This window comes from Marinobacterium arenosum (genome assembly GCF_019795155.1).
Lineage (GTDB): Bacteria > Pseudomonadota > Gammaproteobacteria > Pseudomonadales > Balneatricaceae > Marinobacterium_C > Marinobacterium_C arenosum.
This window is the reverse complement of record NZ_JAILYN010000011.1, coordinates 39,159-65,400: the sequence shown is the minus strand read 5'-3', so window position 1 is coordinate 65,400 and position 26,242 is coordinate 39,159. Positions and strand designations below refer to the sequence as shown.

Annotated in this window: 19 protein-coding genes; 3 read left to right on the top strand and 16 right to left on the bottom strand. The window is 62.3% G+C overall.

What is annotated here, in order from left to right; all coding sequences use genetic code 11:
- Positions 1–147: 147 nt before the first annotated feature.
- The 14 genes from moaD to K6T12_RS07160 form a co-directional block, all read right to left on the bottom strand.
- Positions 148–396, bottom strand: coding sequence for a molybdopterin converting factor subunit 1 (gene moaD, locus K6T12_RS07225; RefSeq protein ID WP_222220941.1), 249 nt, complete (start codon positions 394–396; stop codon positions 148–150).
- Entirely contained in the window at positions 396–1,628 is a 1,233-nt protein-coding gene (locus tag K6T12_RS07220) for a molybdopterin molybdotransferase MoeA (protein WP_222220940.1), read from the bottom strand. Before K6T12_RS07220 ends, moaD begins: the two co-directional genes overlap by 1 nt.
- Complete coding sequence (gene moaB, locus K6T12_RS07215; RefSeq protein ID WP_222220938.1) at positions 1,625–2,173, bottom strand: molybdenum cofactor biosynthesis protein B; 549 nt, start codon at positions 2,171–2,173, stop codon at positions 1,625–1,627. The genes K6T12_RS07220 and moaB overlap by 4 nt, the downstream gene beginning before the upstream one ends.
- A 264-nt stretch (positions 2,174–2,437) precedes the next feature.
- Positions 2,438–2,818, bottom strand: coding sequence for a putative zinc-binding protein (locus K6T12_RS07210; RefSeq protein WP_222220936.1), 381 nt, complete (start codon positions 2,816–2,818; stop codon positions 2,438–2,440).
- 29 nt (positions 2,819–2,847) lie between these two features.
- Positions 2,848–3,537: a Crp/Fnr family transcriptional regulator gene (locus tag K6T12_RS07205; RefSeq protein ID WP_222220934.1), complete on the bottom strand. Its 690-nt coding sequence runs from the start codon at positions 3,535–3,537 to the stop codon at positions 2,848–2,850.
- A 2-nt stretch (positions 3,538–3,539) separates the two neighbouring features.
- Positions 3,540–4,541 carry a GTP 3',8-cyclase MoaA gene (gene moaA / locus K6T12_RS07200; RefSeq protein WP_222220932.1) on the bottom strand — a complete coding sequence of 334 codons (1,002 nt, stop codon included), beginning with the start codon at positions 4,539–4,541 and terminating at the stop codon, positions 3,540–3,542.
- Between the two features lie 875 nt (positions 4,542–5,416).
- Positions 5,417–6,046 (bottom strand): carbonate dehydratase, encoded by a 630-nt coding sequence (gene can, locus K6T12_RS07195; RefSeq protein ID WP_222220931.1) that lies wholly within the window; start codon positions 6,044–6,046, stop codon positions 5,417–5,419.
- 291 nt (positions 6,047–6,337) lie between these two features.
- Positions 6,338–7,162, bottom strand: coding sequence for a peptidylprolyl isomerase (locus tag K6T12_RS07190; protein WP_222220929.1), 825 nt, complete (start codon positions 7,160–7,162; stop codon positions 6,338–6,340).
- 172 nt (positions 7,163–7,334) lie between these two features.
- Positions 7,335–8,009, bottom strand: coding sequence for a respiratory nitrate reductase subunit gamma (gene narI, locus K6T12_RS07185; RefSeq protein WP_222220927.1), 675 nt, complete (start codon positions 8,007–8,009; stop codon positions 7,335–7,337).
- A 16-nt stretch (positions 8,010–8,025) separates the two neighbouring features.
- Complete coding sequence (narJ, locus tag K6T12_RS07180; protein WP_222220925.1) at positions 8,026–8,760, bottom strand: nitrate reductase molybdenum cofactor assembly chaperone; 735 nt, start codon at positions 8,758–8,760, stop codon at positions 8,026–8,028.
- Positions 8,753–10,315, bottom strand: a complete 1,563-nt coding sequence (narH, locus tag K6T12_RS07175) for a nitrate reductase subunit beta (protein ID WP_222220923.1) — start codon at positions 10,313–10,315, stop codon at positions 8,753–8,755. Before narH ends, narJ begins: the two co-directional genes overlap by 8 nt.
- Positions 10,312–14,061: a nitrate reductase subunit alpha gene (locus K6T12_RS07170; protein ID WP_222220921.1), complete on the bottom strand. Its 3,750-nt coding sequence runs from the start codon at positions 14,059–14,061 to the stop codon at positions 10,312–10,314. Before K6T12_RS07170 ends, narH begins: the two co-directional genes overlap by 4 nt.
- 1,223 nt (positions 14,062–15,284) lie before the next feature.
- The gene (locus K6T12_RS07165) at positions 15,285–16,889 is read right to left on the bottom strand and encodes an MFS transporter (RefSeq protein WP_222220919.1); all 1,605 of its coding nucleotides are present in this window, start codon (positions 16,887–16,889) and stop codon (positions 15,285–15,287) included.
- Between the two features lie 90 nt (positions 16,890–16,979).
- Positions 16,980–18,299 (bottom strand): nitrate/nitrite transporter, encoded by a 1,320-nt coding sequence (locus K6T12_RS07160; protein WP_222220917.1) that lies wholly within the window; start codon positions 18,297–18,299, stop codon positions 16,980–16,982.
- 284 nt (positions 18,300–18,583) lie between these two features.
- Here K6T12_RS07160 and K6T12_RS07155 point away from each other — a divergent pair, with 284 nt between their 5' ends.
- The 3 genes from K6T12_RS07155 (at position 18,584) to K6T12_RS07145 (ending at position 22,300) form a co-directional block, all read left to right on the top strand.
- A complete protein-coding gene (locus K6T12_RS07155) occupies positions 18,584–20,404 on the top strand; it encodes a type IV pili methyl-accepting chemotaxis transducer N-terminal domain-containing protein (RefSeq protein ID WP_222220915.1) in 1,821 nt (606 codons plus the stop codon).
- Positions 20,405–20,441: 37 nt separating this feature from the next.
- The gene (gene narL, locus K6T12_RS07150) at positions 20,442–21,104 is read left to right on the top strand and encodes a two-component system response regulator NarL (protein WP_222220914.1); all 663 of its coding nucleotides are present in this window, start codon (positions 20,442–20,444) and stop codon (positions 21,102–21,104) included.
- Positions 21,105–21,904: 800 nt separating this feature from the next.
- Positions 21,905–22,300 (top strand): GFA family protein, encoded by a 396-nt coding sequence (locus K6T12_RS07145; RefSeq protein ID WP_222220912.1) that lies wholly within the window; start codon positions 21,905–21,907, stop codon positions 22,298–22,300.
- A 320-nt stretch (positions 22,301–22,620) separates the two neighbouring features.
- Here the strand turns inward: K6T12_RS07145 and K6T12_RS07140 are convergent, their stop codons facing one another.
- Positions 22,621–25,041, bottom strand: coding sequence for a TonB-dependent receptor family protein (locus K6T12_RS07140; RefSeq protein ID WP_222220910.1), 2,421 nt, complete (start codon positions 25,039–25,041; stop codon positions 22,621–22,623).
- 209 nt (positions 25,042–25,250) lie between these two features.
- Complete coding sequence (locus K6T12_RS07135; RefSeq protein WP_222220908.1) at positions 25,251–26,234, bottom strand: FecR family protein; 984 nt, start codon at positions 26,232–26,234, stop codon at positions 25,251–25,253.
- Between the last annotated feature and the right edge of the window lie 8 nt (positions 26,235–26,242).

Genomic DNA, 26,242 nt, shown 5'->3' with positions numbered 1-26,242 from the left:
CTATCGGGCGGCTGTCGGCTCCCCTGGCGCCGGGCTGAGGCCGGGAGCGGAATGGCTGTGATGGCAGGCGCCTTGCGCCTGCCACTATAGATCTCCCATAAGACGGGAGGTTTCCATGCCCGCGCCAGCGTTCAGCTGAATTGACTATCAGCCGCCGGTTACCGGCGGGAAGATCGCCAGTTCGTCACCGCTGTGCAGCGGGTGCTGCCGACCGACCACCTCCTCGTTGACCGCGCAGATCAACTCGTTCGAGGCCAACGCGCCGGCCCAGCCAGGTTGCTGGCGGCCCAACTGACTGATCAGCGACTCGACGTCGATACCATCCGGCACCGACAACCGCAGCTCAGCCTGGCCCAGCTGCTCACGCAGCGAGGCGAAGAAGCGTATCCGCACCATCAACCCACCCCCATCAACTCGCTAAACGGAATGAATTCCAGCAGATCACCCTGTTGCACCGCCCGGTCGGGCGGTACCACCAGCAGGCCGTCGGCCAGCACCGCCGAACTCAGCACGCCGGAGCTCTGACTGTGCACCGGTTTGGCCTGCAGACCACCGGCCTCGCGCCGCAAACGCACCCGCAGGTACTCCTGGCGCGGCACCTTTTTGTCACACAGGAAACCGGCCTGCACCGGGAAGCTGAGCGGTTCCACCTCGCGTACCCCCTGCATCCGCAGCAGGTAGGGCCGCGCCAGCATCAGGAAGGTGACCAGCACCGCCGCCGGATTGCCCGGCAGGCCGATAAAGGGCACCTCGCCGATACGGCCGAACGCCAACGGCTTGCCCGGCTTGATCGCCAACCGCCAGAGCTGCAGCGAACCCAGTTGTTCGACTGCAGCGCGCACATGATCCTCTTCACCGACCGACACCCCGCCGCTGGTCAGCACCAGGTCGGCCTGTTCGGCGGCCTGCCGCAAGGCCTCGCGGGTCGCCTCCGGCGTATCGGCCACCGCACCGGGGTTCCACAGCCGGATATCCAGCCGTGCCAGCAGCCCTTGCAGGGTGAACAGGTTGGAGTTGTAGATCTGGCCCGGACCGCAGGGCTCGCCCGGCATCACCAGCTCGTCGCCGGTATTGAGCACCGCCACGGTCAGCCGACGATAGACCCGGACCCGGTCGACGCCGATCGACGCCAGCACTCCCAACTGGGCCGGACCGAGCCGCTCGCCGGCTGCCAGCAGGCAGTCGCCGGCGGCGATATCCTGACCGGCCCGGCGGATATGATCGCCGACCGCCGGCCGGCTGAGCAGCTGTACCTGGCCGCCCTCACTGCGGCAACTTTCCTGCATGATCACCGCATCGGCACCGGCCGGAATCTCGGAGCCGGTGAAGATCCGCGCCGCGCTGCCCGGCTCGAGCGGCTGCGGCGGCTGGCCGGCCGGAATCCGCTGCGATACCGGCAGAATCAGTGACTCGGGCAGCGAGCCGGTGTTGACCGCATAGCCATCCATCGCACTGTTGTCGGCCGGCGGCACGTCGATCTTCGAGATCACCGGCTCGGCCAGCACCCGGTTCTGTGCTTCGTCCAGCGCCACCCACTCGGTTTCGCCGACCGGTCTCGCCGCCTGCAGCAGGGTCTCCAGCGCCTGCTCGAACGGCATCAGCCGGCCGCTGTCGCAACTGCAGCTCATGAGCGTGCTCCACAGGCGGTTTCCGCCTTCGGCATCACCATCTCGACGAAGTTGCAGGGCCGGTGGCGGGCATCCAGCTGCTCACGGATGATCTTGCTCCAGGCGGTGCGGCAGGCCTTCGGCGAGCCCGGCATGCAGAAGACCACCGTATGGTTGGCCACCCCGGCCACCGCCCGCGACTGCACCGTGGAGGTGCCGATCTCCTGGAAGGAGAGCATCCGGAACATCTCGCCGTAGCCCTCCACCTGCTTGTCGAACAGCGGCAGCAAGGCTTCCGGGGTGGAATCCCGGTCGGTAAAGCCGGTGCCGCCGGTGACCAGTACCACCTGCACCGCCGGCTGGGCGATCCAGTCGGACACCACCGCCCGCAGCTGATAGATGTCGTCCTTGACGATCTGCCGCGCCCAAACCTTATGACCCGCCTCCAGCAGCCCCTCCTGCAGGGTATCGCCGGAGGTATCGTTCTCCATCGTACGGGTGTCGGAAACGGTCAGCACGGCGATATTCAGCGGCTGAAAAGGTACATCGCGAGTGACATGGCCCATAACGGCTGACTCCTGTTCTTTTAGATACTGTTCGTTCCCTGCGTCAACGGACGAAGGGGTATTTAGCGGCAACCAACGGTTGTAGGAGGTACGCTAAGCTCGATACCGCCAGATAGAGGCAAAACTGCGAATGGGCGCCCTATGGCACCTAGCCGACTAAAGTCAGCCCTGCCAACGGCCACATCAGGCTCGCTGTAGGGCCGCACCCGGGCGGCCAACCGATCTATGAAAAATCCGAAAAAAACGCCGTCCGGCCAATTCAGCTCAGGCCGGGCTCAGCCGGCAGATCAACTGCTCGACTTCGGCCACCACCCTCTGCAGGTCTTCCTCGTCCGCCTTCAAACCGTTGCGTTTGCGCAGACCGTAGTCGTACAACCGCACATGATGATCCGGCTCGACGCCATGGCGCGTCAGACAGTTGGCGACACAGTGCAGCGGGCAGCCGTCGATGCCGATCATCGGTCGGCCCGATTTGGCGACCCGTACCAGCGCCGGCACGTCACCGCCAACCCCGGCGATGCAGGACATCTCCGCAAGGCCGGCGTGGTCCAGCTTGAGCGCCACGTCATTGGCCAGCTGGGCCACGTTGGAGCAGCCCGAGCAGGCGTAAATCAGCGGGCGTTCGGAGCGCTTGGTGGCGTTCATCGCATCCCCCCTTTTAGCTCAATCACAGGTCAGGTCAGCTGCTGCAGCGCGGCGACATCGCGGATCAGCAACTTGCGGCCATGCACCTCCACCAACTGCCGCTCCTTCAGGTCATGCATGATCCGCGAGAAGGTTTCCGGCTGCATCGCCAGCCGGGCGGCGATCAACCGCTTGGCAACCGGCAGCTGGATCTCGCTCTGCTCACCACAGTCCGGCGGCAGCAGACTGCATAGAAAACGGCCCACCCGGTGGCGGGCGTTCTGCAGTGTCAGCGTCTCGATCTCCTTGAGCCGGCTGTGCAGGCGGATCGCCAGCGCCGCCATCACCTTGAAACAGCAGTCGCTGGACTCGGCCAGCAGCGATTTGTAAACCTGGCTGCTGAACACCAACACCTGGCTGGCCTCCACCGCGTCGGCGTTGGCCGGATAAGCCGGCTTATCGAGAAACATCACCGCCTCGGCCAGGGTCTCGCCGGAGCCGATTACCTCGATGATCTTCTCCTGGCCATCGCTGGACAGCCGGAACACCTTCATGGTGCCACGCACCACCATATAGAAACGCTCGGCCTGCTCGCCCTGGCGGAACAGGCTTTCACCGGCGGCCAGGTCGATCACCCGCACCCGCTCCTCCAGGCGATGGAACTGCTCGGGATTCAAGGCATTGAACAGCGGATGTTGATGGGCTTTCTGCAGTGCCTGTTCCAGCTCGCTAGGACTCATCCTCAGCCTCCAGTCATATTCATAAAGCGCAGCACCTGCGGTTGATCGTCGAGGGCGAAATGGTGCCGCTGCGGCTTGTGCTGCAATGCATCGCAGATGGTGGCTTTCAACCGCTCCAGGTCGCCCGGATGACGCCGTAACAGGGCGCGCAGGTCGACCGCGTTCTCGCGGCCGAGACAGAGCAGCAGCAACCCCTCGACGGTAACCCGCACCCGGTTGCAGCTGTCGCAGAAGTTGTGGCTGTGCGGCGAGATAAAGCCGATCCGGCTGTTGCTGTCGGCCATCCGGAAGTAGCGCGATGGGCCACCGGTGGTTTCCGCGCTGGGCAGCAGCGAGTAGCGTTCGGCGATCCGACGCTGTACCTCGTCGCTGGAACAGTAGGTTTCACTGCGGTTGTGGCTGGAGATGGCGCCCAGCGGCATCTCCTCGATAAAGCTGATATCGATCCCCCGCTCGCGGGCGAATCCGACCAATGGCAGGATCTCGTCATCGTTACGGCCATTGAGAATCACCGCGTTCAGCTTGATCCGCTCGAAGCCGGCCTCGATTGCCGCGTCGATGCCGGCGACCACCTGGTCGAGCTTGTCGCGTCGGGTCAGTGCGGCGAAACGTTGCGGGTCGAGCGAATCCAGGCTGATATTGAGCCGCTTGACGCCGGCGGCACGGATCTGGCGGGCATAGCGGGTCAGCTGCGAGCCGTTGGTAGTCATGGTCAGCTCATGGAGCCCGTCGAGCCGGCCCAGTTGCTGCACCAGCGACAGGATATCGCGCCGCACCAGCGGCTCGCCGCCGGTCAGCCGGATCCGCCGCACACCCAGCTCGGTGAAGGCCCGGCCGATCAACGCCAGCTCCTCCAACGTCAGCACCCGCGCCCGCGGCAGGAAGGTCATATCCTCGGCCATGCAATAGACACAGCGGAAATCGCAACGGTCGGTCACCGACAGCCGCACGTAGTCGATCTTGCGACCGAATCCATCGATCAGTTCGGGACCTGAAGCCGCCATCCGGATGCCTCTCTTCGTTGCCAAGCGGGTAATTCGTAGGCTTTCGATTATCGCAACCGGGCCGGGGCGACCCTATACCTACCAAGTGGTAGATCGGGGGTTCATAGGGGTTAAGGAGCCTACAGTTTTTTCGGTCGGACCAACGGGTAGCTGAAAAGCGCTTCATGAGTTTGGAGGTATTCGTCAGGGGCTTCGCCCCCGACACCCCCTGATGCCTCCACAGAGCGGCTGTTTCCTGCGCGCGTCCCGGTTGGCCGGCTGTCAAAAAGAACTCGCTCGTACCTCGCTCAGACAGCTTTTTGACTGATCGCCGGCCAACCAAGTCGTGCTCGGGCCACTCCGAGTCGGCGAAGCTAGCGGTGCCGTCCGGTAGTTCCTAGCTAACGTAGCTACTATCTGAGTATTGGAGCCACTGAATTCAAGGCATCTTTGAGAGCTTTGCCAAAGAGAAGCCGCAACCAAACAAGCAGAACTGGGCAGATTGATCTTTCAGCATGTTCAAACGGAAATAAGCAAATAGGAAAGACCATCCGGTGGCACCCGTAACTTTGCCGACTCTGAGCGCCCCGAGCACGGTTTGATCCAGCGGCGAAAGGGCGAAAAGCTGTTTGAGCGAGGCACGAGCGAGTTCTTTTCGCCAGCCGATGGAGCGAATCGCGCGCAGGATCAGGCGCTCTGTGGAGGCGAACGGGGGTGTCGGGGGGCAGCCCCCTGACGAAAGCAGGCAGTGATGCCAAACCGGGTGTCTAAGCGCTTCTGGCGCTTGGTCGGCTGAAGCCGACCCTACAGGAGGGGCTCAGCAATGCTGCGGTTCCGTAGGAGGGCTTCAGCCGCGACCAGGAATACATCTTGGGGGCTATTCATCAGAAAACAGATCAAACCTCCTCCAGGCAATAGATCTCCGGCAGATCGCGATAGCTGTCGATATCCACGTTCAGATCCTTGATCACCCCATCCTCGATACTGTAGATCCAGCCGTGCACCGCCAGCTGCTGGCCGCGCTGCCAGGCTTTCTGCACCACCTTGGTGTGGCAGATATTGTCCACCTGATAGCGCACATTCAGCTCGCAAAGACGGTCGACGCGGCGGTCGGGGTCACTCTCGGCGCTGAGCAGGTCGCGTTCGCGGAAACCGATATCCTTCAGGTGGCGCAGCCAGTTGTCTATCAGCCCCAGGTCCTGCCGGCCCAGCGCTGCGCGTACCCCGCCACAACCGTAGTGGCCGCAGACGATGATGTGTTTCACCTGTAACACCTCGACCGCATAGTGCAGTACCGAGATGCAGTTGAGGTCGGTGTGCAGCACCATATTGGCGATATTGCGGTGCACGAACAGTTCACCCGGCATCAGCCCGACAATCTCGTTGGCCGGCACCCGGCTGTCGGAACAGCCGATCCACAGGTACTCCGGTTTCTGCTGCGCCGCCAGCTCCTTGAAGAAACCGGGGTGCTGGGTTTCCATACGGTCGGCCCAGCGTTTGTTATTGGCAAGAAGATCAGACAGCATAATTAAGTCCTGAGTATTGAGTTATCCAGTGGACAGTGAACAGCCCCATAATCCGGAGGAGTGTCGAAGTTCCGAGGCCGCGCATTTGCTGCCGGTTAGGTGCCGATAACTTCCCCCGGCCACTGTTTACTACCCACTGACCCAGATAAGAAAATGCTCTACGAAAGCGCCGAAGTCTGAAGCAGGCTCTGTTAACAGTTAACTCATTAACTGTTAACTCATTAACTGTTAACTCATTAACTGTTAACTCATTAACTGTTAACTCATTAACTGTTAACTCACCACTTCCACCTACTGAACCAACAATCCGTCGGCCGCCTGGATTTCGATCCCCTCGATCTCGGCACTGCCGACCAGCAGCTGGATGTACTGGTTGACCGCACGGCGGTAGTTACGCGCCTGCAGGTAGCTGCGGATGCGGCTGGCGACCATATCGTAGGGCAGTAACTCGCCGTCGACCCGCTTGTCGATGCGCACCACATGGAAACCGTAGCGGCTCTCCACCGGCCGCGCCGCCAGCCCTTCCGGCAGGCTGAACACCTGGCGTTCGAATTCGGCCACGGTCTGGCCCTTGTCGAGCTGACCGAGCTGGCCACCGACCTCCTTGGACGGACAATCGGAACACTGCTGGGCCAGCCGGGCAAAATTGTCCGGGGCCTGCTGCAGTTTTTCGATCACCCCCTCGGCCTCGGCCTTGCGCTGGGCACGCTCCTCCGGGTCGGCCGGATCGGCGCCCAGCAGAATATGGCTGACCGCCACCAGCGGCGAGGTTTTGAACCGCTCGGGGTTGGCCTCGTAGTAGCGCTGGCAGGTGGTTTCGTCGGCCTGCGGCAGCTCCACCTCCTGCTCCAGCAACTGGCGGATCAGCGCTTCGTCGTCCGGTTCATCCGGCTGTTGCGGCGCCAGTTCCAGCCCCAACTCGTCGGCCCGCTGCATCAGCAGTTCGCGCACCACCAGCGCCTGGGCGGCCTGATGGCGGGAGATGTCCAGCGAGTCGGACGGATAGTACTGCATCTCCTGCAGGATGCTGTGGGCTTCGATGGCCCTGCCGTTGACCACCACCTCCGGAAAGTCCGGTGCTTCGGTGGGCAGCTCTTTGACTTCGATCATCTGCATGGGGGTCTCTCCTCGCCGGACCGGCGGCCTGCCGGCTTGGCTGTCATTCGTAAAAGGTCTTCCGTATAGGGCGCAGCTTTTTCAAAAACAGCTGTTTCCAACACCCGCTATAGGGAAGGCCCTCTGTCATCTGTATATAGTGGGAGCGCCCGAGGGCGCCCCCGATGCGACATTAACGGGTACGCACCAGCTGGTAGTTGCGGGTGAAGTACTTCACCGGCACGCTCCAGATGTGCACCATGCGGGTGAACGGGAACACCACGAACATGGTCAGGCCGACGAAGATGTGCAGCTTGTAGACCAGACCGATTCCGGTCAGATGGCTGGCGGCATCCGCCTGCAGAGTCACCAGTCCCTGGGCCCAGTGGGCCAGCTGGATCATCACACCACCGTCCAGGTGGCCGAGGGCGAACGGGATAGTCAGCAGTCCCAGCGATACCTGCACGAACAGCAGCACCAGGATGAAGATATCCGCCTTGGTGCTGGTCGCCCGTACCCGCGGCTCGCCGAGGCGGCGCTTCAGCAGCAGCAGTGCGCCGATCCAGCAGGCGACACCGGCGGCACCGCCGACGATGATCGCAATCACCTGCTTGGTGCCGGCCGACATGAACGGCGCGTAGAGCGCATGCGGCGTCAGCAGGCCGACCAGATGGCCGAAGAAGATCACCAGCACGCCGACATGGAACAGGTTGCTGGCCCGGCGGAACCCTTTCGAGTGCAGCATCTGACTGGAGCTCGCGCGCCAGGTGAACTGCTCACGGTCGTAGCGGATCCAGCTGGCGATCAGGAAGATCGCGCCGGCAATGTAGGGGTAGACCCCGAATAACAGATCGTTCAGATAAGACATCGTCATTCTCCCGGGCTCAGTGCGAGCCTGCTGTACCAGAAGAGACCGCCGGCGAGGCCGGCTGGACATGCAGCGGCTTGACCACATCCAGTTCGCGGCGTCGCTGCGCCACGCTGTTGTTGCCGCAATCCTGGGCGCTGTTTTCGGTAAAGCGCACCATCTCCTCTTCCCACACCTTGTCCATCGCCTCGGGCGTATCGTCCCGCGCCTCGTTGGCGACTTTCTGTTGCAGTTCCTCCCGTTCGACCGCCACGCCGGCCACGGCGAGCAGCGCCTCGAACAGCACCGCGTAGCCGCTGCCACGCTGGTGCAGTCGGGTCTCCACCAGCGCCAGGATATGGCTGACGTCGGCCAGCCACTGGCGCACCTCCTGCTCCGGCCGCAGCGACAGGAACTCCAGGAACAGCGGCAGATAGTCGGGCAGTTCGCGGGCGTCGAGTTCGAAGCCCTGCTTCTCGTAGACCGACATCAGGTCGACCATCGCCTGGCCGCGGTCGCGGCTCTCGCCGTGAACGTGTTCGAACAGCAGCAGCGACAGCGAGCGGCCGCGGTCGAACAGCGCCACGTAGTTTTCCTGAGCGTCCATCAGATCGCCGGTGCAGAGCTGATCGACAAACTCGATCAGCGCCTCTTTCTGCTCCTGCGCCAGCAGCGGATCGGCCCGCAGCTCCTCGACGAGGGCCTTGCGGCCCTCGAAGAGTTCAGCCTCGGGGTAGTCCAGCAACGCGGAGATCACTTTCAGACTACGCATCTTCCAGCTCCTTCGGGTTGACCTGCTTCACCGAGTCCAGCTTCTGCACCATGGTGACGTTCTGCTTCTTGGCACCGAACAGGTTGAACTCGGTTTCGCCGCCGGCACAGCCGTTGCCGAAGCTGAAGCCGCAACCGTTACGTTCCGGGAAGGCTTCGCGGGCCAGCTCGCGGTGGCTGGTCGGGATCACGAAGCGATCCTCGTAGTTGGCGATCGCCAGGTAGCGGTACATCTCCTTGGCCTGGTGCTCGGTCAGACCGGCCTCCTCCAGTACCTGCAGGTTGCGCTTGCCCTCCACCTGCTCGTCACGCTTGTAGGCGCGCATCGCCAGCAGACGCTTGAGGGCGGACAGCACCGGCTGCTCGTCGCCGGCAGTCAGCAGGTTGGCCAGGTACTTGACCGGGATCCGCAGGCTGTCGACATCCGGGATGGCGCCGTTCATGCCGATCTGGCCGGCGTCGGCGGCAGACTGGATCGGGCTCAGCGGCGGCACGTACCAGACCATCGGCAGGGTGCGATATTCCGGGTGCAGCGGCAGCGCCAGTTTCCAGTCCATCGCCAGCTTGTAGACCGGCGACTGCTGGGCAGCCTTGATTACGCTGTCCGATACCCCGTCCTTGCGTGCCTGGGCGATGATCGCCGGGTCGTGCGGGTCGAGGAAGATCTCCAGTTGCTTCTCGTACAGATCCTGCTCGTTGCCGGACGCGGCCACTTCCTTGATCCGGTCGGCGTCGTACAGCATCACGCCCAGGTAGCGGATACGGCCGACACAGGTTTCCGAGCAGACGGTCGGCATGCCGGATTCGATACGCGGATAGCAGAAGATACACTTCTCGGATTTACCGGTTTTCCAGTTGTAGTAGATCTTCTTGTACGGACAGCCGCTGACGCACATCCGCCAGCCACGGCACTTGTCCTGGTCGATCAGGACGATGCCGTCCTCTTCACGCTTGTAGATCGCACCGGACGGGCAGCTGGCGACACAGGCCGGGTTCAGGCAGTGCTCGCACAGGCGCGGCAGGTACATCATGAAGGTGTTCTCGAACTGGCCGTAGATCTCCTTCTGGACGTTGTCGAAGTTCTTGTCCTTGGAACGCTTGGCGAACTCGGTGCCGAGGATCTCCTCCCAGTTCGGGCCCCATTCGATCTTCTTCATCCGCTGGCCGCTGATCAGCGAGCGCGGTCGGGCCACCGGCTGGTGCTTGCCTTCCGGGGCGTTGTGCAGATGCTGGTAATCGAAGTCGAACGGCTCGTAGTAGTCGTCGATCTCCGGCAGGTCCGGGTTGGCGAAGATGTTCGCCAGTACCCGCCACTTGCCGCCGATGCGCGGTTCGATCTCGCCGTTGCTCTTGCGGATCCAGCCGCCGTTCCACTTGTCCTGGTTCTCCCACTCCTTCGGATAGCCGATGCCCGGCTTGGTCTCGACGTTGTTGAACCAGGCGTACTCCATCCCCTCGCGGGAGGTCCAGACGTTCTTACAGGTGATCGAGCAGGTGTGACAGCCGATACATTTATCGAGGTTCAGCACCATGCCTACTTGAGAGCGGATTTTCATTTGGCTGCCTCCTGAACGTAGTCGTTGCCTTCACCATCCAGCCAGTCGATGTTCTTCATCTTGCGCACCACCACGAACTCGTCGCGGTTGGAGCCGACGGTGCCGTAGTAGTTGAAGCCGTACGCCTGCTGGGCGTAGCCACCGATCATGTGGGTCGGCTTCGGACAGGCACGGGTCACCGAGTTGTGGATACCGCCGCGGGTACCGGTGGTTTCCGCACCCGGCACGTTCACGATGCGCTCCTGGGCGTGATACATCAGGGTCATCCCCTCGTTGACACGCTGGGAGACTACCGCACGGGCGGCCAGTGCGCCGTTGGTGTTGAACACCTCCACCCAGTCGTTGTCTTCGATGCCGGCTTTCTGGGCGTCCACCTCGGACAGCCAGATGATCGGCCCGCCACGCGACAGGGTCAGCATGATCAGGTTGTCGCTGTAGGTGGAGTGGATACCCCATTTCTGGTGCGGGGTGATCCAGTTCAGCGCGATCTCCGGGTTGCCGTTCGGCTTGGCGTCCATGATCGGCTTGACCGACTTGGTGTTGATCGGCGGCCGGTAGACCAGCAGCGCCTCGCCGAAGTCACGCATCCACTCATGATCCTGGTAGAACTGCTGACGGCCGGTCAGGGTGCGCCAGGGGATCAGCTCGTGGACGTTGGTGTAGCCGGCGTTGTAGGAGACGTGTTCGTCCTCCAGGCCGGACCAGGTCGGCGACGAGATGATCTTGCGCGGCTGGGCCTGCACGTCGCGGAAGCGGATCTTCTCCTCCTCCTTCGGCTTGGCCAGGTGGGTGTGATCCAGCCCGGTCGCCTTGCCCAGTTCCTGCCAGGCCTTGACCGCCACCTGACCGTTGGTCTCCGGCGCCAGTGCAAGGATCATTTCGGCCGCATCGATGGCGGTTTCCAGCTTGGCACGGCCTTCGGCGGCGCCCTCTTCGGTATGCGTCCAGTTCAGCTTCTTCAGAAGGTCGACTTCGGCTGAAGTCTCCCAGTTGATCCCCTTGCCGCCGTTGCCCAGTTTCTCCAGCAACGGACCGACCGAGGTGAAGCGGGCGTAGGTGTTCGGGTAGTCGCGCTCGACCAGCGCCAGGTTCGGCATGGTCTTGCCCGGTACCGGATCGCACTCGCCTTTTTTCCAGTCCTTGACGTCGTACGGCTGGGCCAGTTCGCCGGCGGTGTCATGCAGCAGCGGCACGGTGACCAGATCCTGCTCGACGCCCAGGTGACCGACGCAGACCTCGGAGAACTTCTTGGCGATACCCTTGTAGATATCCCAGTCGGAACGCGCTTCCCAGGCCGGGTCGGTAGCAGCCGACAGCGGGTGGATGAACGGGTGCATATCCGAGGTGTTCAGGTCGTCCTTCTCGTACCAGGTAGCGGTCGGCAGCACGATGTCGGAGTACAGGCAGGTAGTGGACATACGGAAGTCCAGCGTCACCAGCAGGTCCACCTTGCCTTCGGCGCCCTGGTCGTGCCACTTCACCTCTTCCGGTTTGCGGCCGCCGTCTTCACCCAGGTCCTTGCCGAGCACACCGTGGTTGGTGCCCAGCAGGTACTTCAGCATGTACTCGTGGCCCTTGCCGGAGGAGCCCAGCAGGTTGGAGCGCCAGATGAACATGTTGCGCGGGAAGTTCTGCGGGTTGTCCGGATCTTCCGCGGCGAAGCCGAGCTTGCCGGATTTCAGCTGTTCGACACAGTATTCCTGCGGCGTCTTGCCGGCGGCGGCGGCGGCCTTGGTCAGCTCCAGCGGGTTGGCACCCAGCTGCGGCGCCGACGGCAACCAGCCCATCCGCTCGGAACGGACGTTGAAGTCGATCAGGCTACCGGTGTACTTGGACTTGTCGGCCAGCGGCGACAAGATCTCATCGACATTCAGCTTCTCGTAGCGCCACTGGCTGGAGTGGTTGTAGAAGAACGAGGTGCCGTTCATATGACGCGGCGGACGCTGCCAGTCGAGACCGAACGCCAGCGGCAACCAACCGCACTGCGGACGCAGTTTTTCCTGGCCGACATAGTGGGCCCAGCCACCGCCGGTCTGGCCGATACAGCCGCACATCACCAGCAGGTTGATCAGGCCACGGTAGTTCATGTCCATGTGGTACCAGTGGTTCATACCGGCACCGACGATGATCATCGAGCGACCTTTGGTCTTGTGAGCGGTGTCGGCGAACTCGCGGGCGATCTGGATCACCACCTTGCGATCGACGCCGGTGATCTTCTCCTGCCAGGCCGGCGTGTAAGGCGCGTTGTCGTCGTAGCTGTTGGCCACGAAGTCGCCGCCCAAGCCACGGTTGACACCGTAGTTGGCCAGCATCAGGTCGAACACGGTGACCACCAGCGACTCGCTGCCGTCGGCCAGCTTGACCTTCTTGGCCGGCAGGTTGTGATGGATCACATCCTTGAACACGTTGCTGCTGAAGTACTCGTTCTCGACCCCGCCGAAGTACGGCAGGCCGACACTGGCCAGCTCGTCGTGGTCGTCGATCAGGCTCAGCTTCAGGCGGGTCTCGGCGCTGGCGCCGCCCTCCTTCTGCTCGATGTTCCACTTGCCCTGCTCACCCCAGCGGAAACCGATGGAGCCGTTCGGCACCACGAAACCGTTGCTGATCTCGTCGAAGGCGACGGTCTTCCAGTCCGGGTTGTTGTCCTGGCCCAGGTTGGCGTCGAAGTCGGCGGCGCGGATGAAGCGACCGGCGACATAGCTGCCGTCCTCACGCCGCTCCAGCTGCACCAGGTTAGGCATGTCGGTATAGCGGCGGCAGTAGTCGGTGAAGTACTCGCTCGGCTTGTCGACGTGGAACTCTTTCAGGATCACGTGACCCATCGCCATCGCCAGTGCGGCGTCGGTACCCTGTTTCGGGTTCATCCACTGGTCGCACAGCTTGGCGACCTCGGAGTAGTCCGGCGTCACGGCAACGGTCTTGGTGCCCTTGTAGCGCACTTCGGTGAAGAAGTGGGCGTCCGGAGTACGGGTCTGCGGGACGTTGGAGCCCCAGGCGATGATGTAGTTGGAGTTGTACCAGTCGGCCGATTCCGGCACGTCGGTCTGCTCACCCCAAGTCATCGGCGAGGCCGGCGGCAGGTCGCAGTACCAGTCGTAGAAGCTCAGGCAGGCACCGCCGATCAGCGACAGGTAGCGGGCGCCGGCGGCGTAGGAGACCATCGACATCGCCGGGATCGGCGAGAAGCCGATCACCCGGTCCGGGCCGTACTGCTTGATGGTGTAGGTGTTGGCCGCGGCGATGATCTCGTTGACTTCGTCCCAGCTGGAGCGGACGAAACCGCCCTGGCCGCGTACCGACTTGTAGGATTTGGCCTTGTCCTGATTCTCGACGATGGAGGCCCAGGCTGCTACCGGCTCCATGGTGGCGCGCGCTTCACGCCACAGCTTCAGCAGGCGCTTGCGGATGGTCGGGTATTTCAGCCGGTTGGCGCTGTAGATGTACCAGGAGTAGCTGGCGCCACGCGGGCAGCCACGCGGCTCGTGGTTGGGCAGGTCCGGCCGGGTACGCGGGTAGTCGGTCTGCTGGGTCTCCCAGGTGATCAGACCGTTCTTGACGTAGATTTTCCAGCTGCAGGAACCGGTGCAGTTAACGCCGTGGGTTGAACGCACGACCTTGTCGTGCTGCCAACGCTGACGATAACCGTCCTCCCAGTCACGTTTCTCCTTAACGGTGTCACCGTGACCTTCGGCAAAGGTGCCCTGTTTCTTTTTGAGAAATTTTAAGCGATCAAGCAAGTGGCTCATTATGTTATCTCCTGAAACCTCGTGGTCAGGACTGATCCGCTTGAAGCAACGGATTCCGGGTTTGTGCCCGGCGGGTCGCTCGCTGGCCTGGCTGAGCCGATCGAGCGACCGAACCGGACGTCGGCTGGTCTGATCACGAACCTGCAATCAATCCCTGACTGCCCTGTTCGCGGCTTACTGTGAGAGCAAAAGTAAGCCAGTCCCGGCTGGCGGGGATTGACCTGGATCAACACCGAAAAAGCGCTGAAACGGCGCTATCCCGCCGAATACCACCAAAGGGGTATTTCTGAAAAACACCCTTAACCCACTGAAAACAAAAGGGTTTAAACAGACAAATGGGTTGAGTAGCAGGTGATTTTGTTACCCCGCAGTTCTTTATGGGTATCCCCTCTTCGGAGATGCGGAACGGGGGGGGCAGCTGGAAGCTGCGAGGCAGATGGATGGCAGGCGTTTAGCCGATCCAGGACATGGCTGATTCGGCCATTAGGGCCCGTTGCGCGCGCAGCCGGTAACTTGGTTACCGGAGGACCCTGGTCGCGGCTGTCGACCGCGGCACCCAAAGGGCATACCAAGCGGGCTGATACGAAGCACGGTCCTTGTAGCAGCGGGCTCCGACCGCGATGGGTTTTACTGCAGTCCGCGGCTGTCGCCCACAGAGTGGGCTGCTACGAAGCCCCCCCTGTAGCAGCGGGCTCCGACCGTGATGGGTTTTACCGCAGTCCGCGGCTGTCGCCCTCAGCACCCAAAGGGCATACCAAGCGGGCTGCTACGAAGCACGGTCCTTGTAGCAGCGGGCTCCGACCGCGATAGGTTTTACCACGGTCCGCGGCTGTCGCCCTCAGCACCCAAAGGGCATACCAAGCGGGCTGCTACGAAGCACGGTCCTTGTAGCAGCGGGCTCCGACCGCGATGGGTTTTACCGCAGTCCGCGGCTGTCGCCCTCAGCACCCAAAGGGCATACCAAGCGGGCTGCTACGAAGTGCGGCCCCTGTAGGAGTAACTCCGCTGGGCAGGTTTAGCCGCGACCCACATAGGTTCTTTCGAAGTCCGCGGATGGTCGCCCACAGAGTGGGCTGCTACAAAACACGGCTACTGTAGGAGGGACTTCGACCGCGACCCATACCACACAACCAGCCTCTAATAGCTGTGCCAGCCTCTGGATAAAGCATTATCAAAAAAACGGGGCCCGCAGGCCCCGTCTGACTATCGATTGATACGACCGATTACGGGTTCTTGAACTCCGCTTTCGGGCTCAGGTAGTACCACCAGTTCAGCAGCAGGCAGACCGCGTAGAACACGGCAAAGCCGTACAGCGCGTTCTCCGGAGTGGCCAGCTTGATCTGCTCACCGAAGATTTTCGGGATCAGGAAGGCACCGTAGGCGGCCACGGCGGAAGTCCAGCCCAGTGCCGGACCGGCCTGCTCTTTCGGGAACACCATGGCGATGGTACGGAAAGTGGAACCGTTACCGATACCAGTAGCCGCAAACAGCACCAGGAACAACAGCAGGAAGGGCACGAAGAACTGTTCCGGGGTCGCCGACTGGTAAGCCGCCTGCAGGAAGTAAGCCACGCCCAGCGCGCTGGCGATCATCACAATGGCCACATACTGGGTCACCTTGGCACCACCCATCTTGTCGGCGATCCAGCCGCCAACCGGGCGGATCAGCGCGCCGATGAACGGTCCCATCCAGGCGTACATCAATGCCGACGGACCGTTGGCATTGACGGTGTCATGGGTCAGTACGCCATCGACCATGATGTGCTGATAACCGAATACCACCTTGATCGCCAGCGCGAAGCCGGCCGAGTAACCGATGAAGCTACCGAAGGTCATGGTATAGATCACACTCATGATCCAGGTGTGCTTGTTGTTGAAGATCTTGAACTGACGCTGCAGATTAGGCCGGATATCGCCCGGAATCAGCTTCATCAGCATCACGGTGCTGAACAGGATACCGGCGATCACCGGCCACTTGGCCCAGCCCGGCGCACCCAGCCCGGTCGGCGCCGGCAGGATGATGTACAGGCCGCAGGCGGCGGTGAAGAAGCCGATCAGCAGCAAGCCGCCGACCTTGGACATCGACCCCAGCGGGCTGCCGATATCCGGCGACACCGACTCGGTGCGGATGTTGTTCATGCCGAACCAGCCGGCGATCGCCAGCGGTACCAGCAGCAGCAGCCAGACGAAACCGGCGTTGTGGATATAGGTCTCGGAGCCGGCTGGAATCTTGCCGATCAGGGTACCGGAGGTGTTCTCCAGGATCATCGGCTCGCCGCCGAAGATGCCGAAGGTCATCACCAGCGGCACCAGGATCTGCATGGTGGTCACCCCGGCGTTGCCCAGCCCGGCGTTCAAACCCAGCGCCAGCCCTTGCTGACGTTTCGGGAAGAAGAAGCTGATGTTGGACATCGAGGAGGCGAAGTTACCGCCGCCGATACCGGACAGGAACGCCAGCAGCTGGAACACCCACAGCGGAGTATCCTTGTCCTGCAGCGCCAGGCCGGTACCGATCGCCGGCAACATCAGCAAGGCGGTGGTGAAGAAGATGGTGTTGCGGCCGCCGGCGATACGGATAAAGAAGCTGCTGGGTATACGCAGCGTGGCACCGGTCAGGCCGGCGATACCGGCCAGGGTAAACAGCTCCGCCTTGGCGAACGGGAACCCCAGGTTGAGCATCTGTACGGTAATGATGCCCCAGTAGAGCCATACCGCGAAGCCGCACAGCAAGCTGGGGATCGATATCCACAGGTTGCGGTTGGCGACCGACTTGCCTTCCGAGGCCCAGAATTTCGGGTCCTCGACATCCCACTTTTGCAGATCAGACATGACTGATTCTCCTGGCTGCGCGCCGGGGCCCTATCGGACCGCTGCGCGTGTGCACGGTTTCAAAGCATCGTTTCCACAGCACTCGAGCGATCAGGAACGATTCAGCTCCAATTGCTGGCCGGTCTCCGGCCGCTCGTGCAGAAAGTTATTGCGGATCGCGTCCTGCAGCCGCCGCCGCCGGTCCTCCATGCGGATGCCGAAGTACATGGTGATCATGCACAACGCCAGCAGACCGTAGAGCAGCATGAAGCAGGAGCTGCGAACCCCGAACAGATCGGTCACCAGACCGAACATGACCGGCAGCACGAAGCCACCGATCGCGCCCAGCGAGCCCACCGCGCCCCCGACAATCCCCATCCTGTCTGGGTAGTAGTCGTAGACGTTGCGGAACACGCTGGCTTTCCCGAACCCCATCGCGATACCCACCACCATCACCAGCACAGTAAACAGCCAGACCGGCATCTCCAGCAGGACGGTCAGGTCCTGGTCGATGCCATGAATGGTCATGGTGGTCGGTGGATAGGACAGGAAGAACATGCAGACCAGACAGACCCAGAACACCGTCCAGTTGACCCGCCGTGCGCCGAGCTTGTCGGCACACCAGCCACCGATGATGCGGGTCAGCGCACCGGGCACGGTGAACAGCAGGGTCAGGAAGGAAGCGCTTTTCAGGTCCAACTGGTAATGGGTCACGTAGTAGTCCGGCAGCCACAGGGTCAAGGCCACGTAGCCGCCGAACACGAAGAAATAATATAAGCCGAAGCGCCACACCCGCAGGTCGGCCAGCGGGGTCAGCAGCTGACCCAAGGTCGGCTTGTCGGCTTGCTCCAGGCGCTGCTGGTGCAACGGATCGTCCTGGGTCAGCAACCAGAACAGCATCGCCAGAATCACCAGCACCACCGAGTATGCTACTGGTGCCATCCGCCAACCGTAGGCGACAATGATCAGCGGCGCGATCAGGTTGGTCAGCGCCGCGCCCAGATTGCCGGCACCGAATACCCCCATCGCCAAGCCCTGGTTGTCGCGCGAGGCCCAGGCGGACACGTAATGGATGCCGACCGAAAAACTGCTGCCGGCCAGGCCGATGCCCAGCCCGATCAGCAGGTAGTGCCAGTACTCCTGCGCCAGCGACAGGCTGTAGAGCGGCACGCTGACCAGCAGGATCAGGCCGATCATCATCGGCCGGCCGCCCAGCCGTTCGGCCAGCAGCCCCATCGGCAGCCGGGCCAGCGCGCCGGTCAGGATCGGCGTGGCCACCAGGATGCCGAACTGGGTCTCGCTCAGCGCCAGCTCGTGCTTTATCTGCACGCCAATGACAGACACCAGCGTCCAGACCGCGAAGCAGGCGGCGAACAGCAGCGTGCTCATGATCAGTGCGGAAATCTGTTGTTGGCTGTCCTGGGCGAACATCGGATCGGTCTCGGCTATCGGTATGCCGTTAAAGCTAACGCCACACGCGAGTACCGGTTATTGATCGAAATCAATCGCTAAGCTGCTGAAAAGCGTACAGTTTTACCGATATACCCCTTTCGGGGTACTCCTCATTTCCTTTGTAACCACATGTTTTAGCTGGTAATTTCACACTCAGGCAGCGCACTGAATCAAAAATCGGTACAGCCTGCGAATCTTTGTGAGTACAGGGGGCGATCCCAGCTTAGCCCTCGCCAGTCGGTCAGCCGACCGCGGAGCCATCGATGAACTTCTTCAAGCACTCCATCATCGCCCGACTCGGGGTCGCGATGTTCGCGATCAGCCTGATGGCGCTGATCAGCATGATCAGTTCGGTGATCGTCGCCGAGAGCACCCAGGGCGATGCGGCGGGTATCAACCTGGCCGGCTCGCTGCGGATGATGTCCTACCGGATCGTCGCCCAGACCCAGCAGTACGAGGCCAGCGGTAACCTGCAGGTGCAACAACGGGCCGCCGAGTCGATCGCCGAGTTCGACAAGCGGATCCGCTCCCGCGTACTGGCCAACGTAATCCCCGACCGCGGCGACCATGAACTGCAGAAGCACTACCAGGCGATCATCGACGAGTGGCAACACTCGCTGGCGCCGGCGCTACGGGAGGTAGTCAAATCCGGCCACGGCAGCGGCGACTATCCGCAACGGGTCGATCAGTTCGTGCCGAAGATCGACGCCATGGTGCAGTTGCTGGAGCGCAGCACCGAATCGAAGATCAAGCTGCTCAGCCTGGTGCAGGGGATCAGCCTGTTCATGACGGTGCTGATCATCTTCATCGCCATGTACGACATCAAGTGCAACGTAGTGGAGCCGCTGGCCCAGCTGCTGATGGCCGCCAAGGAGGCCAGCCAGGGCAAGCTCGACGCGCGGGTCTACTACCAGAGCGAGGACGAGCTGGGGGTGCTGGGCGCCACCTTCAACCACATGGCCGAGGAGCTCTCCAAGATCTACACCGATCTGGAGAACCGGGTACAGCGCAAGACCGCCGAACTGCGCAGTACCAACCAATCGTTGCAGCTGCTGTACGACACCACCCGCCGCTTCAACCGCGACGACGAGGATATCTGCCGCCGGCTGATCCCGGTGATGAAGCAATTGGAGGAGCTGACCCCGATCGGCCCGGTCAACGTCACCCTGCGCGATCCGAACCAGCGCCGCAGCTACCGCCAGCTGAACACCCAGCTGCTGGAACGGCCGGCCAACTGCACCGACCACAGCTGCAACGACTGCCTGATCGACAAGCTTGATCAGCGGCCGCATGAGACCCTCAGCCTGCCGATCCAGACCCGCGAAGCCTACTTCGGCGAGTTCAACGCCGACTTCCTGGCCGATCAGCCGCCCAGCCGCGAGCAGATCAAACTGATGAAGACCATCGTCGAAAACCTCGGCGTGGTCCTGTCGCTGGAACTGAAGGCTGAGCAGGCACAACAGATGTCGTTGATGGAAGAACGCGCGGTGATCGCCCGCGAACTGCACGACTCGCTGGCCCAGTCGCTCTCCTACCTGAAGATGCAGGTCAGCCGGTTGCAACTGCTGCGCAAGAAGCAGGTGTCCGAGGAGCAGATCGACGGCGTGGTCGATGAGTTGAAGGACGGCCTCAACAACGCCTATCGCCAGCTGCGCGAGCTGCTGACCACCTTCCGGCTGTCGCTCGACCAGCCGGGGCTGGAGCCGGCGCTGCAGACCACCGTCAAGGAGTTCTCCGAGCGACTCGGCCTGCCGGTCGCGCTGCACTACGGCATCCGTCACCAGACACTGAGCCCGAACGAGGAGATCCACGTGTTGCAGCTGGTACGCGAAGCGCTGGCCAACGTGGTCAAGCACAGCCAGGCCAGCGAGGTTTCGGTGCAGCTGAAGCAGAACGGCGGCCAGATCGAGGTACGCATCGAGGACAACGGCGTCGGCCTGCCGGACGACAAGGACCTGACCAACCACTACGGACTGGTGATCATGCGCGACCGGGCCCACACCCTCGGCGGCGACCTGTCGGTGCAGAACCGGGCCGAGGGCGGCGTCTGCGTATTGATGACCTTCAGCGCCAAACAGCAGTAGAATCAACACCATCAATGGATCGAACAACAGGTGCCCAATGAGTGAGCAGATCGAATCCCAGAGCCAGGCCAGCGTACTGCTGATCGACGACCACCCGCTGCTGCGCAAGGGGGTCAAGCAGCTGATCGAGCTGGACGACGACCTGCAGGTGATCGCCGAAGCCAGCAACGCCCGCGACGGCGTACGGTTGGCCGAGCAGCACGAGCCGGACCTGATCCTGCTGGACCTCAACATGCCGGAGATCAACGGCATCGAAACCCTGAAGATGCTGCGCGACGCCGGCGTCTCATCACGGGTGGTGGTGTTCACCGTGTCCGACAACGAGGAGGACGTGGTGGCGGCACTGAAGGCCGGCGCCGACGGCTACCTCTTAAAGGATATGGAGCCGGAGGAGCTGCTGGCCAACCTGAACCAGGCGGCACTCGGCAATATGGTGATCAGCGAGCGGCTGACCACCCTGCTGGCCAAGGCGCTGCAGAGCGGCCGCAGCAACAAGGGGCCCGATATCAGCGCACTGACGCCGCGCGAGAAGCAGATCATCAAACTGATCGCCGGCGGCCTGCCGAACAAGCTGATCGCCCGCAAACTCAGCATCACCGAAGGCACCGTCAAGGTGCACGTCAAGCACCTGCTGAAGAAGCTCAACCTGCGCTCGCGGGTGGAAGTGGCGGTCTGGGCGGTGCAGGAAGGACTGGGTTAACTTAGCGGTAAGCCCGTTTGTCGTAGCAGCCCGCTCCGAGGGCGACATCCGCGGACCCTACCAACCCTGTCGCGGTCGGAGCCCGCTGCTACAGGGTTCAGTGCTCCGTAGCAGCCCGCTCCGAGGGCGACATCCGCGGACCCTACCAACCCTGTCGCGGTCGGAGCCCGCTGCTACAGGGTTCAGTGCTCCGTAGCAGCCCACTCCGTGGGCGACATTCGCGGACCGTGCCAACCCGTCGCGATCGGAGCCCGCTGCTACAGGGTTCAGTGCTCCGTAGCAGCCCACTCCGTGGGCGACATTCGCGGACCGTGCCAACCCGTCGCGATCGGAGCCCGCTGCTACAGGGTTCCGTGCTCCGTCGCAACCCGCTTTTTATGCCCGTGGGTGCCGCGGGCGACAGGCCGTTAGCTGCGGCGTCTCTTGTTCGGGCCGGCGGCTGAACCAACCCACTACCTTTCCCATCGTAACCAAATACAACCTGCAGGGTGGGCACATCTTCGGTACCCACACCACCGTCGAGGACCAAGCACCATTCGAGAATGGCCGATCTGCGGCATTTTTCGCGTGGGCACCAAAAGTGCGCCCACCCTACCAGACTGTCATAAAAATGTAGCTGGAAGAATCGCCGCCTCGTGGCTTCGCTTCGTTTCGGCGGCCTCTGCTGCAAGCGTTCTACATACGCCAGAAATTGAGGTTGTGTCTCAGGGCATAGATAGCCGAACAAAATACTGTATATATAAACAGTATCAGCGTATGATTCTCAGGTGAAGGGAACAATCACTTACTTGAGGTGACACATGATCAAAGGAAGCTGCTGTTGCGGGGCCGTACAGTTCGAGTTGACGGAAGCCCCCAGCATGATGGGGACGTGCCATTGCAGTAGATGCCGAAAGGTTGGGGCTAGTACTCTGGTATTCGTCAAGTCTGACACTTTTCATATAACGAAAGGCCGAGATCAAATTTCGACCTTTAAGGCTACGCCTCCATATAAGTACGATAGGTGTTTTTGCTCAGTCTGTGGGTCAGCACTGGGTGAGGTGTTGTCGGAAGAAGACACATTCCCCTTGGCAGCCAACTGTATCGACGGGGATATCGGCTTGGAGAATAAATTTCACGAATTCGTTTCGGAGAAGCCGAGCTGGCTCAAAATTGGCGATATGGCAAAACAATTTGATGAGCACCCATTCGAATAAGATCCAAAAAATGCATAACAAATTGCTACAGCCGGCATCCAAGCCCGCGTTTTTCGTGTAATCGTTGCGTTCTTTTTTGCACCAAAAAAGTCGCTTCGGCTTGGCTGCGGCTGAGCCCTGTTGGGAACGGGTAAACGGCCATGTCGCCCGCGGAGCGGGCTGCTTCAAAGCACCGCCCCCCCATAGTAGCGGGTTGTACTCCAAGCCCTGTAGGACGCCATCCTGGACGGGGACCACCCTCAAAGGCCTCAAACTAAATTGACCGCTCTTGGCATCCCTGCCAAGAGCGGTCAAATTTTACGATCACAGTAGCACGCGACTCAGAACCCCATCGACAGTTCGACATAGGCGGTGCGCGGCGCGCCCACGTCGATACCGGCGCCGTACGGCTGGTCCGGGCCGGTCAGGGTGTAGTAGTCCTGATCGAACAGGTTCTTCAGGCCGAAGGCGATGCTGGCATCGTCTGCCAGGCCGGCCAGGCGGTAGCTGGCGCGCAGGTTCCAGATCATGTAGCCCGGCATATGGCCGCGGAAGTAGGTGTTGTTGACCACGGTCAGCGGGTCGGTGTTCTCGTTGTCGGAGTACTGCTTGGACTGGGCGTAACCCTCCAGGTTGTAGGTCCAGTCGCCGTAGCGGTATTCCGCGCCCAGATTGCCGACCCAGTTGGAGTAGTACGGCAGCTCCTTGCCGGCCAGGTCGCCCTCGCGGAACTCGGCGTGGGTGTAGGCCAGGTTGCCGTGCAGGTTCAAACCACCGGCAAAGTCGTAGGCGGCGCCCATCTCCACCCCGTAGTGGCGGGTTCTGCCGCGGTTGACGTGGTGGCCCAGGCTGTCATCCCACTGCAGTTTGTTGGTGAAGTTGATGTTGAACAGGGTCAGGTCGGCGCTCAGGCCGCCGTTGCGGTAACGGCCGCCCAGTTCGACGGTGCGGGCGATCTCCGGTTCCAGCTCGTTTTCCGTGGAGTCCGACAGCTGCAGGTGCTGCAGGGTGCCGAACGAGGTGTTGTAGTTGGCGAACAGCTGGGTGGTCGGCGACAACCGGTAGCCGAGGCTGACCGACGGCAGAAACTCGGTGTAGTCCTGCTCGTTGCGGAAATCGTTCGGCTGGTTTTTCTTCACCAGGCTGTGGCGGAACACCTCCACCTTCTCCAGCCGTGCGCCCGGGGTCAGCGTCCAGTCGCCGAACTGGATACGGTCGTCCAGGTAGAGCGCATGAGCGGTGGTGCCGGCATCGTCCAGGGTACGCAACACGCCATCGACCGTAACCGGATCGCTGCCGACTGCGAAGTTGTTCCAGCGGGTGCGGTTCAGCTTGGCATCCTCCTTGACGTAGCGGTAACCGACCGAGAACTCGTGGCTGCTGTTGTCCAGCTCCACCAGCTGGCTATAGCGCGGCTCAATGCCGTAGACATCGTATTCGCGGCCCCACTCGTCGTAGCGCTGGCGGCTGTCGGGGTTGAACTGCAGGCCATACAGCCGGTAGGTGGTGGCGTAGAAGCCCTGGATCTGCAGCTCCTGGCTGTCGCTGAGGTAGTTGGTGTAGCGCAGCCGCGCTTCCTTGCGGTCACCCTCGAAATGGTTGAAGTTGTAGCGCGACTGGTAGGGGTCTTCGGCGAACTGCTGCTCGTTGAGACCGCCGGGGATCTCAGTCTTGGCCTTGAAGTAGCGCAGGTGACCGTCCAGCTGCTGGTTGTCGCTCAGCCAGGTCTCGCCCTTGACCATCAGGTCGTCGATATCCTCGTCGGAGTGCTCGCGGTAGTTGCCGCCGTGACTGCCGGAGTAGAGCAGTGCCAGGCCGCTATCCTCAGTCACCTTGCCGCCGTAGAACGCATTGACCTGGCCGCGCAGGTTGCCTTCGGCGTCGCCGGTCGCCCCCTCACCGCGCACGGTGATCCGGCCTTCCGCCTGCTCCGGGATATCCGGGGTGACGAAGTTGATGATCCCGCCGACGTTCTGCGGCCCGTAACGTACCGAGCTGCCCCCTTTGACCACGTCGATCGCCGCCAGGTTGCCCAGCGAGATCGGCGCGATGGACAGCTGCGGCTGGCCGTACGGCGCGAACGACAGCGGCATGCCGTCCAGCAGGATGGTGGATTTCTCGGAGAAGCGGGATTTCAGGCCGCGCACGCCGACGCTGAGCGCGTGGTTGGCACCGTAGCTCTCCGCCGGCACGCGCACCTGCATACCGGGGATCTTGCGGAACGCCTCGGTCAGGCTGAAGGCGCCGGCCTGTTCGAAATCCTGCTGGCTCAGCCGGTGACGGGCACCGGGAAATTCATGCAGGGTCTGCTCGCCCACCTTGTCCAGCCAGTTGCCGACCACCTCGAGCTTGGCCATCTGCTCGGCCTGCGCCACCGGACCGAGCGGCTTGAGCACCAGCTGGTTGCCCGCTTCGATGCTGTAGCCATAACCGCTGTCGGCCAGCAGCAGATCCAGCGCTTCGGCCAGGGTCAGTTGGCCCTGCAGCGGCTGCGCGGCCTGCTGCTGGAACTGGCCCGGTTGCAGCAAGACCACCAGCTGCGCCTGCTGAGCCAGGTCGGTGATCGAGCGGGCCAGACTCTGCGCCGGAATACTCAGCACCAGCGGCTGCTGCAACCGCTCCGCGTCCTGGGCCCAGGCGGGGCCGGATATGCCAGCGAGCACGGCGGCGCAGAGCGCGCTGCGGCAGAAGGCCCGTTTGAGGCGGCGCTTCAGCTGTGGATTGGCGGTTGGCGATGATGTGCGAGGCTGAGTATCTGTCATGCAAGCGACTCCCGGTAACTTCCGTCTGCGGTTATGAATGCTAATTATTTGCATTTGCAACAGCAGTAAGACGTTTACCTGCGCTGAATACCCAACCCTCTTTTTTAAAAAAATATTAAAAAGTGAAGAACCAACCAGTTTGTTGCGGCCACGCGGCGCTTGTTCACCGGATGCAGGTGTTTCCCGCCAATCCGAGAAAAACCTAAAAACTACCGATGCAGCAGCAACAGCTGCTCGCCGATCGCGGAGTGACGCACCGCCAGCGAGCGCTCCAGCATCGCCAGCAGGGTCGGCAGATCGTCCAGCGGCAAGGTGCCGCTGACCGGGGTTTGCCACAGGGCGGGATCGACCACCCGAATCATCGGCCGATAGTGGCGGTTCAGCAGCTCGACCACCTCCGCCAGTGGCTGCCGGTCCAGCGCGAGCAGCCCCTGCTTCCAGGCCGGCAGATAATGGCCCGGGCCATCACTGACCCGGACCGAGTGATCCCCGGTCCAGCTCAACCGCTGGCCGGCATGCAGCGGTTGGGGTGCGCGATCGGGCAGATGGACCCTCACCCGCCCCTCGGTCAGGGTGGTATCGACACGCCCGTCGGTGATGCGGATATTGAACGCGGTGCCGATCGCTTCGGTGGTGGTATCCCGCGCCGCGACCCGGAACGGCCGGGCTGCATCGCGGGCCACCTCGAAGAAAGCTTCACCGTACAGCAACCGCAAGCGGCGCTCGGCGCTATCGAAATCGACCGTCACCGCCGAGCGGCCATTCAGATGCAGCCGGCTGCCGTCGGCCAGTTCGACTACCCGCGTCTCGCCGACCCCGGTGGCGTAATCGGCCGCCGGCAGCCAGTAGCGGGCCGGCAGCAGCCAGGCCAGCAGGCAGAGCATTGCCAGGCTCAGCAACGCCGCCAGGCCGCGCCGGTGACCGGTTCGGGTGGCCGCCGGCGGGCCCGCGCGTTCGACCGCTGGCGGCGCCCGCTTGTCGCTGTCGGGCGCCAGCCGCTCCAGCTCATCCCACAACAGCAGCAATTCCAGGTAACAGGCCTCCTTTGCGGGATCGTCGCCCTTCCAGCGCTCGAACTGCGCCAGCAGGCCCGGATCACCCGGCCGCTCGCGCAGGCGGAAAAACCACTGGCTCGCCTGTTCATGGATCGAGTCCCGCTGGCCATCAGCGGGCGTTAAATCTTCTCTGGTCATCAAACAAC